Genomic DNA, 12,638 nt, shown 5'->3' on the forward strand with positions numbered 1-12,638 from the left:
TGGATTGGTGCCTTCGGGAACTCTGAGACAGGTGCTGCATGGCTGTCGTCAGCTCGTGTTGTGAAATGTTGGGTTAGTCCGCAACGAGCGCAACCCTTATCCTTTGTTGCCAGCGGTCCGGCCGGGAACTCAAAGGGACTGCCAGTGATAAACTGGGGAGGAAGGGGGGATGACGTCAAGTCATCATGGCCCTTACGAGTAGGGCTACACACGTGCTACAATGGCGCATACAAAGAGAAGCGACCTCGCGAGAGCAAGCGGACCTCATAAAGTGCGTCGTAGTCCGGATTGGAGTCTGCAACTCGACTCCATGAAGTCGGAATCGCTAGTAATCGTAGATCAGAATGCTACGGTGAATACGTTCCCGGGCCTTGTACACACCGCCCGTCACACCATGGGAGTGGGTTGCAAAGAAGTAGGTAGCTTAACCTTCGGGAGGGCGCTTACCACTTGTATTCATGACTGGGGTGAAGTCGTAACAAGGTAACCGTAGGGGAACCTGCGGTTGGATCACCTCCTTACCTTAAAGAACCTGCCTTTGTAGTGCTCACACAGATTGTCTGATGAAAAACAGCAGTAAAAATCTCTGCAGGCTTGTAGCTCAGGTGGTTAGAGCGCACCCCTGATAAGGGTGAGGTCGGTGGTTCAAGTCCACTCAGGCCTACCAAACTCCTTTTAAAGGATGAGCGGTACAGAGATTGCAAAACGATGGGGCTATAGCTCAGCTGGGAGAGCGCCTGCTTTGCACGCAGGAGGTCTGCGGTTCGATCCCGCATAGCTCCACCATCTTTTACTGCGAACCCAAGAAAACTTCAGAGTGAACCTGAAAAGGTGCACTGCGAAGTTTTGCTCTTTAAAAATCTGGATCAAGCTGAAAATTGAAACGACACATCTTAAATGGTGTGTTCGAGTCTCTCAAATTTTCGCAATCAGAAGTGAAACATCTTCGGGTTGTGAGGTTAAGCGACTAAGCGTACACGGTGGATGCCCTGGCAGTCAGAGGCGATGAAGGACGTGCTAATCTGCGAAAAGCGCCGGCGAGGTGATATGAACCTTTGACCCGGCGATGTCCGAATGGGGAAACCCAGTGTGATTCGTCACACTATCGTTAACTGAATACATAGGTTAACGAGGCGAACTGGGGGAACTGAAACATCTAAGTACCCCGAGGAAAAGAAATCAACCGAGATTCCCCCAGTAGCGGCGAGCGAACGGGGAGCAGCCCAGAGTCTGAATCAGCTTGTGTGTTAGTGGAAGCGTCTGGAAAGTCGCACGGTACAGGGTGACAGTCCCGTACACGAAAGCACACAGGTTGTGAACTCGAAGAGTAGGGCGGGACACGTGGTATCCTGTCTGAATATGGGGGGACCATCCTCCAAGGCTAAATACTCCTGACTGACCGATAGTGAACCAGTACCGTGAGGGAAAGGCGAAAAGAACCCCGGCGAGGGGAGTGAAATAGAACCTGAAACCGTGTACGTACAAGCAGTGGGAGCACCTTCGTGGTGTGACTGCGTACCTTTTGTATAATGGGTCAGCGACTTATATTCTGTAGCAAGGTTAACCGTATAGGGGAGCCGAAGGGAAACCGAGTCTTAACTGGGCGTTAAGTTGCAGGGTATAGACCCGAAACCCGGTGATCTAGCCATGGGCAGGTTGAAGGTTGGGTAACACTAACTGGAGGACCGAACCGACTAATGTTGAAAAATTAGCGGATGACTTGTGGCTGGGGGTGAAAGGCCAATCAAACCGGGAGATAGCTGGTTCTCCCCGAAAGCTATTTAGGTAGCGCCTCGTGAACTCATCTTCGGGGGTAGAGCACTGTTTCGGCTAGGGGGCCATCCCGGCTTACCAACCCGATGCAAACTACGAATACCGAAGAATGTTATCACGGGAGACACACGGCGGGTGCTAACGTCCGTCGTGAAGAGGGAAACAACCCAGACCGCCAGCTAAGGTCCCAAAGTCATGGTTAAGTGGGAAACGATGTGGGAAGGCACAGACAGCCAGGATGTTGGCTTAGAAGCAGCCATCATTTAAAGAAAGCGTAATAGCTCACTGGTCGAGTCGGCCTGCGCGGAAGATGTAACGGGGCTAAACCATGCACCGAAGCTGCGGCAGCGACACTATGTGTTGTTGGGTAGGGGAGCGTTCTGTAAGCCGTTGAAGGTGGCCTGTGAGGGTTGCTGGAGGTATCAGAAGTGCGAATGCTGACATAAGTAACGATAAAGCGGGTGAAAAGCCCGCTCGCCGGAAGACCAAGGGTTCCTGTCCAACGTTAATCGGGGCAGGGTGAGTCGACCCCTAAGGCGAGGCCGAAAGGCGTAGTCGATGGGAAACAGGTTAATATTCCTGTACTTGGTGTTACTGCGAAGGGGGGACGGAGAAGGCTATGTTAGCCGGGCGACGGTTGTCCCGGTTTAAGCATGTAGGCGGAGGTTCCAGGTAAATCCGGTACCTTTTAACGCTGAGGTGTGATGACGAGGCACTACGGTGCTGAAGTAACAAATGCCCTGCTTCCAGGAAAAGCCTCTAAGCATCAGGTAACATCAAATCGTACCCCAAACCGACACAGGTGGTCAGGTAGAGAATACCAAGGCGCTTGAGAGAACTCGGGTGAAGGAACTAGGCAAAATGGTGCCGTAACTTCGGGAGAAGGCACGCTGATATGTAGGTGAAGCCCCTGCGGGTGGAGCTGAAATCAGTCGAAGATACCAGCTGGCTGCAACTGTTTATTAAAAACACAGCACTGTGCAAACACGAAAGTGGACGTATACGGTGTGACGCCTGCCCGGTGCCGGAAGGTTAATTGATGGGGTTAGCGGCAACGCGAAGCTCTTGATCGAAGCCCCGGTAAACGGCGGCCGTAACTATAACGGTCCTAAGGTAGCGAAATTCCTTGTCGGGTAAGTTCCGACCTGCACGAATGGCGTAATGATGGCCAGGCTGTCTCCACCCGAGACTCAGTGAAATTGAACTCGCTGTGAAGATGCAGTGTACCCGCGGCAAGACGGAAAGACCCCGTGAACCTTTACTATAGCTTGACACTGAACACTGGTCCTTGATGTGTAGGATAGGTGGGAGGCTTTGAAGTGTGGACGCCAGTCTGCATGGAGCCGTCCTTGAAATACCACCCTTTAATGGCTGGTGTTCTAACGTAGACCCGTGATCCGGGTTGCGGACAGTGTCTGGTGGGTAGTTTGACTGGGGCGGTCTCCTCCCAAAGAGTAACGGAGGAGCACGAAGGTTAGCTAATCCTGGTCGGACATCAGGAGGTTAGTGCAATGGCATAAGCTAGCTTGACTGCGAGAGTGACGGCTCGAGCAGGTGCGAAAGCAGGTCATAGTGATCCGGTGGTTCTGAATGGAAGGGCCATCGCTCAACGGATAAAAGGTACTCCGGGGATAACAGGCTGATACCGCCCAAGAGTTCATATCGACGGCGGTGTTTGGCACCTCGATGTCGGCTCATCACATCCTGGGGCTGAAGTAGGTCCCAAGGGTATGGCTGTTCGCCATTTAAAGTGGTACGCGAGCTGGGTTTAGAACGTCGTGAGACAGTTCGGTCCCTATCTGCCGTGGGCGCTGGAGAATTGAGGGGGGCTGCTCCTAGTACGAGAGGACCGGAGTGGACGCATCACTGGTGTTCGGGTTGTCATGCCAATGGCACTGCCCGGTAGCTAAATGCGGAAAAGATAAGTGCTGAAAGCATCTAAGCACGAAACTTGCCCCGAGATGAGTTCTCCCTGAGACTTTAAGTCTCCTGAAGGAACGTTGAAGACGACGACGTTGATAGGTCGGGTGTGTAAGCGCAGCGATGCGTTGAGCTAACCGATACTAATGAACCGTGAGGCTTAACCTTACAACGCCGAAGATGTTTTGGCGAAGAGACAGATAATCAAATTTCAGCTTTGATACAGATTAACAGAATTTGCCTGGCGGCTTTAGCGCGGTGGTCCCACCTGACCCCATGCCGAACTCAGAAGTGAAACGCCGTAGCGCCGATGGTAGTGTGGGGTCTCCCCATGTGAGAGTAGGGAACTGCCAGGCATCAAATTTAGTAGTAAGCCGGTGCATTAATCCGGTGGTTACAAGCAGTCTTCGGTGGAGCGGTAGTTCAGTCGGTTAGAATACCTGCCTGTCACGCAGGGGGTCGCGGGTTCGAGTCCCGTCCGTTCCGCCACTTATTAAAAGCCCTGAGCTAACGCTCAGGGCTTTTTTCTTATCTGACGTTTAATTATTGCGAAATCAGCAAAAATCCTCTGCATTTTGCGATCTTTTTCTCTATAACACCGCCAGCGATAATCGTCCTCAGTTTACGAACATAATGATTGAGGAATAGTATGACTCTCCCTGCATTTGGTCTGGGCACTTTCCGCCTGAAAGACGACGTTGTTATCGCATCAGTTAAAACCGCACTCGAACTGGGCTATCGTGCTGTTGATACGGCGCAGATCTATGAAAACGAAGCTGCCGTTGGACAAGCTCTCGAAGAGAGCGGTGTACCGCGTAATGAGCTGTTTATTACCACGAAAATCTGGATTGAGAATCTCAGCAAAGACAAGCTGATCCCAAGCCTGAAAGAGAGCCTGAAAAAACTGCGTACTGACTACGTGGATCTGACGCTGGTCCACTGGCCATCACCGAACGATGCCGTCTCCGTGGAAGAATTCATGCAGGCGCTGCTGGAAGCGAAAAAACAGGGCTTAACGCGTGAAATTGGGATCTCCAACTTCACGATCCCGCTGATGGAAAAGGCCATTGCTGCTGTTGGCGCAGAAAATATTGCGACCAACCAGATTGAGCTCTCTCCATATCTGCAAAACCGCAAAGTGGTGGACTGGGCAAAACACCATGGGATCCACATCACCTCATACATGACGCTGGCCTACGGTAAGGCACTGAAAGATGAGGTGATTATCCGTATCGCCGAGAAGCATAATGCGACGGCTGCGCAGGTCATTCTGGCATGGGCAATGGGTGAAGGGTATGCCGTGATCCCATCATCAACTAAACGTGAAAACCTGGCGAGCAACCTGTTAGCAACGGATCTTCATCTGGATGCTGACGATAAAAAAGCGATCGCAGCCCTGGAGTGCAACGATCGGCTGGTCAGCCCGGAAGGCTTAGCACCAAACTGGGATTAAGTTTGACCCACCCTCTGTAACCTGAACCCTCACACAGCTCCTCCGGGAGCTGTTTTTATATGTTCACTCAGAAAATCGATAAAGGCACGAATGCGCGTACTCACCGCTCTGTCGCTGTAATACACCGCGCTAAAAGGCATTTCCACTGGCAGGCGTTTATCGGCCATCAATTCCACCAGTTCACCCCGCGCAATCTCCTTATCAATCATATAGTCAGACAAACAGGCGATACCGTTGCCTTCAAGACACAATTGCTTCAGCGTCTCCCCGCTGTTGGACGACAACCCGCAGGTGATCTCATGCAACTGACCGTCAGGGCAGGCGACGGGCCAGGTATTTAGCGAAACGGGTTCCGTGAAGCCCAGGCACAAATGCTGTTTCAACTCCTCAACCGTCTCCGGTTTGCCATGTTCAGCAATATACTGTGGCGACGCGATAATTTTACGGTAGCTGGCAAACAGCGGGCGGGCCCGCAGGCTTGAATCGGTCAGGGTTCCCGCCCGGATCGCCACATCTACCTTTCGCTCGATGAGGTTAATAAACGTCTCGGACGAGACCAGAGAGAGCGTCATCTCCGGATAGCGTTCACGGAAAGGTTTGATTAGCGGCATCAGAAAGTGCAGCACAACCGGCGTGGCTGCATCAATGCGCAGTAACCCACGCGGCGTGCTGCGGGTCTCCATAATCTCGGTCTCTGCTGCGGCCATCTCCTGCAGTACCGACTGCACGCGGCGAAAATAACGCTCACCTTCCTCCGTCAGGCTCAGCTGCCGCGTCGTTCGGTTGAGCAGACTCACCCCAAGCTTCATCTCCAGCTTTTTTACCGAGCGGCTGATGGCTGAGTTAGCCTGTCCCAGCTGTTCGGCAGCGCGGCTAAAGCTGCCGCTTTCAACCACGGCGACAAAGATTGTCAGCTCTTCTGACGTTGCTTTCATTGTTGCACCACCCGCAAAATTCTATTGAGATTTTGACCATTTTTGTTATTTAAGCACTGGCGCATACTGCCTGTCATCTTAATCCTGATGATACGGAGTATTTTATGCCACTGGCGCTACTTGCCCTGACGATCAGTGCCTTCGCAATTGGCACGACCGAATTTGTTATCGTGGGGCTGGTCCCCACCATTGCTAACCAGCTTGCGATCTCGCTGCCCTCCGCCGGATTGCTGGTGTCCATCTATGCCCTGGGCGTTGCCGTCGGTGCGCCAGTCCTGACGGCCCTGACAGGACGTTTCCCGCGTAAGCAGCTGTTAGTTGCACTGATGGTGCTGTTCACCGCCGGCAACGTGCTGGCCTGGCAGGCGCCGGACTACACCACGCTGGTCATCGCTCGGCTGTTGACCGGCCTTGCTCACGGGGTGTTCTTCTCGATTGGTTCTACTATTGCAACCAGCCTGGTACCCAAAGAGAAAGCGGCATCCGCCATTGCGATCATGTTCGGTGGGTTGACCGTTGCACTCGTTACGGGCGTACCGTTGGGCACGTTTATCGGACAACACTTCGGCTGGCGTGAAACGTTCCTGGCCGTCTCCCTACTGGGCGTCATTGCCCTGGTGACCAGCCTGCTGCTGGTGCCGTCGAATATTCCAGGCCGGGCCAGCGCTAGCCTGAGCGATCAGCTGAAGGTACTTACGCATCCGCGTTTGCTGATCATCTACGCGGTTACGGCGCTGGGCTATGGTGGCGTATTCACTGCTTTTACCTTCCTGGCACCGATGATGCAGGACCTGGCGGGCTTCTCTCCCAACGCCGTGAGCTGGATCTTGCTGGGGTACGGTATTTCCGTTGCGATTGGCAATATCTGGGGCGGCAAGCTTGCGGATAAGCATGGTGCGGTACCGGCGCTGAAATTCATCTTCGCCGCGCTGGTTGTTCTGCTGATGATTTTCCAGTTCACCGCCTCGATACAGTACGCCGCGCTGGTCACGGTACTGGTCATGGGGATCTTCGCTTTTGGTAATGTGCCAGGGCTTCAGGTTTACGTTGTACAGAAAGCTGAGCTTTATACGCCAAATGCGGTGGACGTGGCATCGGGGCTGAACATTGCCGCATTTAATATTGGTATTGCGTTGGGTTCAATTATTGGCGGACAAACCGTCGAGCACTTCGGATTGACCCAGACCCCGTGGATTGGCGCGGTGATTGTCCTGATCGCCTTCCTGCTGATTGGCCTGAGCGGACGTCTGGATAAGCCAGCCCGCATTGCGCTGGGGTAACATCAGTAAGCGCTGGCTTACAAAACTGGAAAGCGGTTTCTCAGAAATTGCGTTGAAAGTGTGACCTAAAGTCCCTATAACATTAGAACCAGTCCGTTTTCCGGACTGGTTCATGTTACAGAGGCTGTTTCCAAAAGTGCGAAAAAATACCTATGCCATGCGTTATGTTGCCGGAATGCCCGCGGAGAGGATCTTGCCTCCGGGGTCGTTTGCGAGCATCAGTCAGGCATTACCCGCCGGCACACCGTTAAGCAGCGATGAAAAAATCCGCGTACTGGTGTGGAATATCTTTAAGCAGCAGCGTGCGGAGTGGTTATCGGTACTCAAGAATTTTGGCAAAGATGCCCATCTGGTTCTGCTCCAGGAAGCGCAAACCACCCCTGAGCTGGTCCGGTTTGCCACCACTCACTATCTTGCCGCCGACCAGGTACCGGCCTTTGTTCTGCCTCAGCACCCCTCGGGGGTGATGACGCTTTCAGCAGCACATCCGGTCTATTGTTGTCCATTGCGCGAACGCGAGCCTATCCTGCGTCTGGCGAAATCGGCACTGGTGACGGTCTATCCACTGCCGGATACCCGTATGCTGATGGTCGTGAATATCCACGCGGTAAACTTCAGCCTGGGCGTGGATGTATATAGTAAGCAGTTACTTCCGATCGGCGATCAGATTGCGCATCACAGTGGGCCGATCATTATGGCCGGTGATTTCAATGCCTGGAGCCGCCCGCGCATGAATGCGCTGTACCGCTTTGCGCGCGAAATGTCGCTGCGTGAAGTCCGTTTTAGCGATGACCAGCGCAAAAAAGCCTTTGGTCGTCCTCTCGATTTTGTCTTCTACCGTGGTTTAAGCGTACACGACGCCTCTGTGCTGGTGACGCGCGCCTCCGATCATAACCCTCTACTAGTCGAATTCAGTCCCGGCAAACCTGATAAATAATGGTGTGTCAGGTCTGCCGTGGGGCAGACCTGCGCGGGTGCTGCCCTTCTATTTTTAACCCACAAAGGACAGTACGATGACAACAACACACTCCCATCATGACAACGTAGAAAAACAGTTTGGTTCTCAGGCAAATGCCTATCTGAGCAGCGCCGTGCACGCTTCAGGTCGCGATCTGGTGCGTCTCGGTGAACGTCTGTCGGCATTCCCGCAGGCGCACGTGCTGGATTTAGGCTGCGGGGCAGGGCATGCCAGCTTCACGGCTGCGCAGCAGGTGGCGCACGTAACCGCATATGACTTATCCAGCCAGATGCTGGAGGTGGTTGCTGAAGCGGCGAAAGCGAAGGGGCTGGACAACATTGATACGCGCCAGGGCTATGCCGAATCCTTACCTTTTGATGATGCCTCGTTTGAGGTGGTGATCAGCCGTTATTCCGCGCACCACTGGCATGATGTTGGCCAGGCATTACGCGAAGTCAAACGCGTTCTGAAGCCGGGTGGCATCTTCATTATTATGGATGTCATGTCGCCTGGGCATCCGGTACGTAATATCTGGCTGCAGACGGTGGAAGCGCTGCGCGACACCTCCCATGTGCAAAACTACGCCAGCGGAGAGTGGTTATCGCTGATCACGGAAGCGGGGCTGATCGCGCGTTCGTTAATCACAGACCGTTTACCGCTGGAGTTTAGGTCGTGGATTGCGCGTATGCGCACCCCGGAAGCATTAAGCCAGGCTATCAGGCTGTATCAGGAGAGCGCGTCGGCAGAGGTGAAGGCGTACTTTGAACTGCAGGACGATGGTTCATTTACCAGCGATACCATCATGGCGGAAGCGCAAAAAGCGGGATAAACAAAAAAGGCACCGAGGGGAATCGGTGCCTTTTTATCTTTCGGTCGTGTTATCAGGAGTCTGGCGTTGCGCTGTTCTTCACAAACAGCGTTAGCTGGTCGCCCGGTTTCAGATTGTCAGTATCGTTGTTCCAGCGCATCACATCTTTGATGTTCACGCCGTGACGTTTTGCGATACTGGACAGCGAATCACCCTTACGCACGCGATAGGTAATGCTATCGCTGTTGCTGGCGAGACGCTGTGCGCTGCTACCTGCACCCACCGTCAGAGTTTGACCCACTTTCAGGCCTGAACTGCGCAGGTTATTCCACTGCTGCAGATCTTTCGCATTCACGCCAAGACGTGACGCAATGCCCGAAAGCGTATCACCTGAACGAACCTTATAGCTGCGGCTGTTAACTGATGATGCATCCGCGATCAGCGTTGACTGAACGGCGGCGATTTCACCCGAAGCTAAAGACTCACGTAACTGCTCAGCATGTTTCTGCGGAACCATTACATACTGCGGGCCACTCGCCCCCAGCGTTGAGCCTTTAACGCCAGCATTAAAGGTTTTCAATTTACTTACCGACATACCCGTCATATCAGCAACCTGTTGAATATCAACCGGATTGCTGAGGCGAACACGCGCCAGTGCACGACTTTCGTCTGGTGTTGGCAGTTGTACACCGTAACGCTTGCTGTTCTTGAGAATATCGCTCAACGCCAGCATTTTCGGTACGTAAATCTTTGTTTCCTGTGGCAGTGAGAGCGACCAAAAATCGGTGGATTTACCCCGTGCTTTATTCGCTTTCATTGCCTTCAGTACACGACCTTCGCCGCTATTGTACGCTGCGACCGTTAACAGCCAGTCGCCGTCAAACATCTTGTTCAGACGTTGCATCATGTCGAGAGCGGCTGTCGTTGAAGCGACAACATCGCGACGCGCATCATAGTTGCGGGTCTGTTTCAGACCATAGTTTCGCCCGGTGCTCGGAATGATCTGCCAAATGCCTGCGGCATTGGCGCCAGACGTCGCGTGTGGGTCAAAAGCGCTCTCCACTATGGGTAGGAGTACCAGCTCCATAGGCATGTTACGTTTCTTAACTTGCCCGGCTATCCAGTACATATACGGCTCTGCCCGTAACGTTACATCGTGGAGATAGCTCTTATTACTTAAATACTTCTGTTTCTGTTCGCGAATCCGGCTGTTTTCCGGAATTCCCATCTTTAGCTCGTCGCCAATAGAGGTCCACAAGTCTTGCTCCTGCGCGAAAGATGTCCCATCGTCCATCCAGCGCGCCGAACTTGTAAACTTCCCTGCTTCCCCTTGACCAGCTGCAGAAAGGCTCTGTGCGTGCTGTTGTACGTTGCTGCCGTTCTGCGACTGGCAACCTACAAGCAGGACAGAGGCGAGTAATATCGCTTTTGCCTTCATGTGTGTGTCAATAGTTGCTTAAAAGACGAGCGATGATAACGGCGAATTTTTGAAAAGGCAACCAGCAATTATCTGAAGTTATCTTTCTTTGACCTTAACCATGCAAATCGCTGTTCTGGTTGTTGCAAATTTGTTTCTTGGTTAATTTTGCTAATTAAATCAATATCATCTGTTCGCAAAAATAAATTAATTTGGCGCTCGTTTTTCAGAATTACGGGGAGTGTGTTTTGGTTTTTTGCACGTAACTCCTTCACTTTGTGATAATAATCCTGAATCGCCCGATCCTCAGGCAACAGGCTGACGGCAAACTTCATATTTCCTAATGTATACTCATGTGCGCAACAAATAACGGTGTCATCGGGTAATGCGTTAATCTTCTGTAAAGACTGATACATTTGTGCTGGCGTGCCTTCAAACAGTCTTCCGCAGCCTCCGGAGAACAGCGTGTCGCCGCAAAAAAGATAAGGCTTACTGTAGAAACACAGATGTCCCAAAGTGTGACCCGGTGTAGCAAATACGGAAAACTCCCACTCACGTATGAGGATTTTTTCGCCTTCTTCGACTACTTGCGTGAGTCCCTTATCTTGTGCCTCTGCCGGTCCGTAAACCACAACATGCGGAAAGTGGGTACGCAGTTCAGGTACACCGCCCGTATGATCGTTATGGTGATGCGTCAACAGAATGGCTTCCGGCTGCCAGCCGTTCTCTTCTATTGCGCGCAGTACGGGGGCGGATTCTCCGGGATCGACAATGACGCATCGACGTTCATCGTCAACTAAAACCCAGATGTAATTGTCCTCAAAAGCAGAAATACTGATAAGATTCATACATTACCTCTTATAGCGTGGCGGGTGTGTTGATGAAACCGGCAAGGATACCTCAGACTGTCGCAGCACCGGAACGTTGGGCGGAACTGCCCTGGGGTGAATACTATCGCGAGGCGTTAGAGCAACAGCTGAAGCCCTGGCTCGCGAAAATGTATGGCTTTCACCTGCTTAAGATTGGCAATCTCAGCGCGGAAATCAATACCGAAAGCTGCGCTATCTCGCATCAGGTGAACGTCTCTCTCGGCGGATCGCCGGTTCAGGTGAAAGCAGACCCGTTACATCTGCCGTTTGCGGAAAAATCCGTTGATGCGTGTTTGCTCGCACATACGTTACCCTGGTGCAGCGATCCGCACCGTCTGCTTCGCGAAGCCGATCGCGTGCTGATTGATGACGGCTGGCTGGTGCTGAGCGGATTCAACCCGCTGAGCCTGATGGGCCTGCGAAAGCTGGTACCGGTGCTGCGCCGGACGCCGCCTTACAACAGCCGGATGTTCACCATGATGCGCCAGCTCGACTGGCTGTCACTGCTTAACTTCGAAGTGCTCTGCTACGGCGGCTTTCAGGTGCTGCCCTGGGCACGGCAGGGGGGCGTCTTGTTGAGCACGCATTTGCCTGCCTTAGGCTGCATGCAGTTTATCGTCGCGCGTAAGCGAACCATTCCCCTTACGCTTAATCCCATGAAGCAGAGCAAATCGAAAACGCCGATCCGCCAGACCGTTGGCGCCACGCGGCAGTACAGAAAGCCCTGATCAGGATTCAGGCTGATAGCCCGCGTCCTCATGCGCAGGGTTAGCGGCTGCCGCACGCGCCAGTTCGTCACAGCGTTCGTTTTCCGGATGACCGGCGTGCCCTTTAACCCACTCCCACTTGATCTGGTGCTGGCCCAGGGCGGCATCAAGCCGTTTCCAGAGATCGACGTTCTTGACCGGTTTCTTATCGGCAGTCTTCCAGCCGCGTTTTTTCCAGTTATGGATCCACTGGGTAATTCCCTGACGAACGTACTGGCTGTCGGTACTTAACACCACGTCACAATGTTCTTTTAACGCCTCCAGCGCCACAATGGCCGCCATGAGCTCCATCCGGTTGTTGGTGGTCAGAAAATAGCCTTCGCTAAAAGTTTTTTCATGCTGGCGATAACGCATAATCGCGCCGTAGCCGCCGGGACCCGGGTTGCCGAGACAAGATCCATCGGTGAAAATTTCTACCTGTTTACGCATCTCTGGTAGACTTCCTGTATTTGAAACGT

General features: G+C 52.9%; 9 protein-coding genes, 3 tRNA genes and 3 rRNA genes. 11 read left to right on the forward strand and 4 right to left on the reverse strand.

All coding sequences use genetic code 11. From position 1 onward, the window contains the following. The 7 genes from PI91_RS06750 to dkgB all read left to right on the forward strand — a co-directional run. Positions 1-521 (forward strand): 16S ribosomal RNA (locus tag PI91_RS06750); the annotation flags it as partial. Between the two features lie 69 nt (positions 522-590). Beyond that, a tRNA-Ile gene (locus tag PI91_RS06755) sits at positions 591-667 on the forward strand. 43 nt (positions 668-710) lie between these two features. Beyond that, positions 711-786, forward strand: a tRNA-Ala gene (locus tag PI91_RS06760). A 171-nt stretch (positions 787-957) separates the two neighbouring features. Then, positions 958-3,861, forward strand: a 23S ribosomal RNA gene (locus PI91_RS06765). Between the two features lie 72 nt (positions 3,862-3,933). Next, positions 3,934-4,049, forward strand: a 5S ribosomal RNA gene (gene rrf, locus PI91_RS06770). A 56-nt stretch (positions 4,050-4,105) separates the two neighbouring features. After that, positions 4,106-4,182, forward strand: a tRNA-Asp gene (locus PI91_RS06775). 160 nt (positions 4,183-4,342) lie between these two features. Further along, positions 4,343-5,146: a 2,5-didehydrogluconate reductase DkgB gene (gene dkgB, locus PI91_RS06780; RefSeq protein WP_039265719.1), complete on the forward strand. Its 804-nt coding sequence runs from the start codon at positions 4,343-4,345 to the stop codon at positions 5,144-5,146. 29 nt (positions 5,147-5,175) lie between these two features. Here dkgB and yafC read toward each other — a convergent pair whose 3' ends face one another. Then, positions 5,176-6,081 (reverse strand): DNA-binding transcriptional regulator YafC, encoded by a 906-nt coding sequence (yafC, locus tag PI91_RS06785; RefSeq protein ID WP_021242864.1) that lies wholly within the window; start codon positions 6,079-6,081, stop codon positions 5,176-5,178. Positions 6,082-6,185: 104 nt separating this feature from the next. On the opposite strand from yafC, the gene PI91_RS06790 reads away from it, so the two are divergent. From PI91_RS06790 to PI91_RS06800, 3 genes are all read left to right on the forward strand, one after another. Then, positions 6,186-7,361 carry an MFS transporter gene (locus PI91_RS06790; RefSeq protein ID WP_023343406.1) on the forward strand — a complete coding sequence of 392 codons (1,176 nt, stop codon included), beginning with the start codon at positions 6,186-6,188 and terminating at the stop codon, positions 7,359-7,361. 136 nt (positions 7,362-7,497) lie between these two features. After that, the gene (locus PI91_RS06795; RefSeq protein WP_025912579.1) at positions 7,498-8,298 is read left to right on the forward strand and encodes an endonuclease/exonuclease/phosphatase family protein; all 801 of its coding nucleotides are present in this window, start codon (positions 7,498-7,500) and stop codon (positions 8,296-8,298) included. 76 nt (positions 8,299-8,374) lie between these two features. Next, positions 8,375-9,148, forward strand: coding sequence for a class I SAM-dependent methyltransferase (locus tag PI91_RS06800; protein WP_039265721.1), 774 nt, complete (start codon positions 8,375-8,377; stop codon positions 9,146-9,148). Between the two features lie 52 nt (positions 9,149-9,200). Here the strand turns inward: PI91_RS06800 and mltD are convergent, their stop codons facing one another. After that, positions 9,201-10,565, reverse strand: coding sequence for a murein transglycosylase D (gene mltD, locus PI91_RS06805; RefSeq protein WP_023293221.1), 1,365 nt, complete (start codon positions 10,563-10,565; stop codon positions 9,201-9,203). A gap of 68 nt (positions 10,566-10,633) precedes the next feature. Continuing rightward, a complete protein-coding gene (gloB, locus tag PI91_RS06810) occupies positions 10,634-11,392 on the reverse strand; it encodes a hydroxyacylglutathione hydrolase (RefSeq protein ID WP_039265722.1) in 759 nt (252 codons plus the stop codon). Between the two features lie 32 nt (positions 11,393-11,424). On the opposite strand from gloB, the gene PI91_RS06815 reads away from it, so the two are divergent. Continuing rightward, positions 11,425-12,141, forward strand: a complete 717-nt coding sequence (locus PI91_RS06815) for a class I SAM-dependent methyltransferase (RefSeq protein WP_008500277.1) — start codon at positions 11,425-11,427, stop codon at positions 12,139-12,141. Here PI91_RS06815 and rnhA read toward each other — a convergent pair whose 3' ends face one another. Beyond that, positions 12,142-12,609, reverse strand: a complete 468-nt coding sequence (gene rnhA / locus PI91_RS06820) for a ribonuclease HI (protein ID WP_008500276.1) — start codon at positions 12,607-12,609, stop codon at positions 12,142-12,144. Positions 12,610-12,638 lie beyond the last annotated feature (29 nt).

Source organism: Enterobacter sp. FB, assembly GCF_000805795.1.
In the GTDB taxonomy this organism is placed as follows: domain Bacteria; phylum Pseudomonadota; class Gammaproteobacteria; order Enterobacterales; family Enterobacteriaceae; genus Enterobacter; species Enterobacter roggenkampii.

Excerpts from the sequence above, each read along its gene's own strand:
- gloB (WP_039265722.1), bottom strand. The coding sequence starts at position 11,392 with ATGAATCTTATCAGTATTTCTGCTTTTGAGGACAATTACATCTGGGTT.
- PI91_RS06800 (WP_039265721.1), top strand. The coding sequence starts at position 8,375 with ATGACAACAACACACTCCCATCATGACAACGTAGAAAAACAGTTTGGT.
- mltD (WP_023293221.1), bottom strand. The coding sequence starts at position 10,565 with ATGAAGGCAAAAGCGATATTACTCGCCTCTGTCCTGCTTGTAGGTTGC.
- rnhA (WP_008500276.1), bottom strand. The coding sequence starts at position 12,609 with ATGCGTAAACAGGTAGAAATTTTCACCGATGGATCTTGTCTCGGCAAC.
- PI91_RS06790 (WP_023343406.1), top strand. The coding sequence starts at position 6,186 with ATGCCACTGGCGCTACTTGCCCTGACGATCAGTGCCTTCGCAATTGGC.
- yafC (WP_021242864.1), bottom strand. The coding sequence starts at position 6,081 with ATGAAAGCAACGTCAGAAGAGCTGACAATCTTTGTCGCCGTGGTTGAA.
- dkgB (WP_039265719.1), top strand. The coding sequence starts at position 4,343 with ATGACTCTCCCTGCATTTGGTCTGGGCACTTTCCGCCTGAAAGACGAC.
- PI91_RS06815 (WP_008500277.1), top strand. The coding sequence starts at position 11,425 with ATGAAACCGGCAAGGATACCTCAGACTGTCGCAGCACCGGAACGTTGG.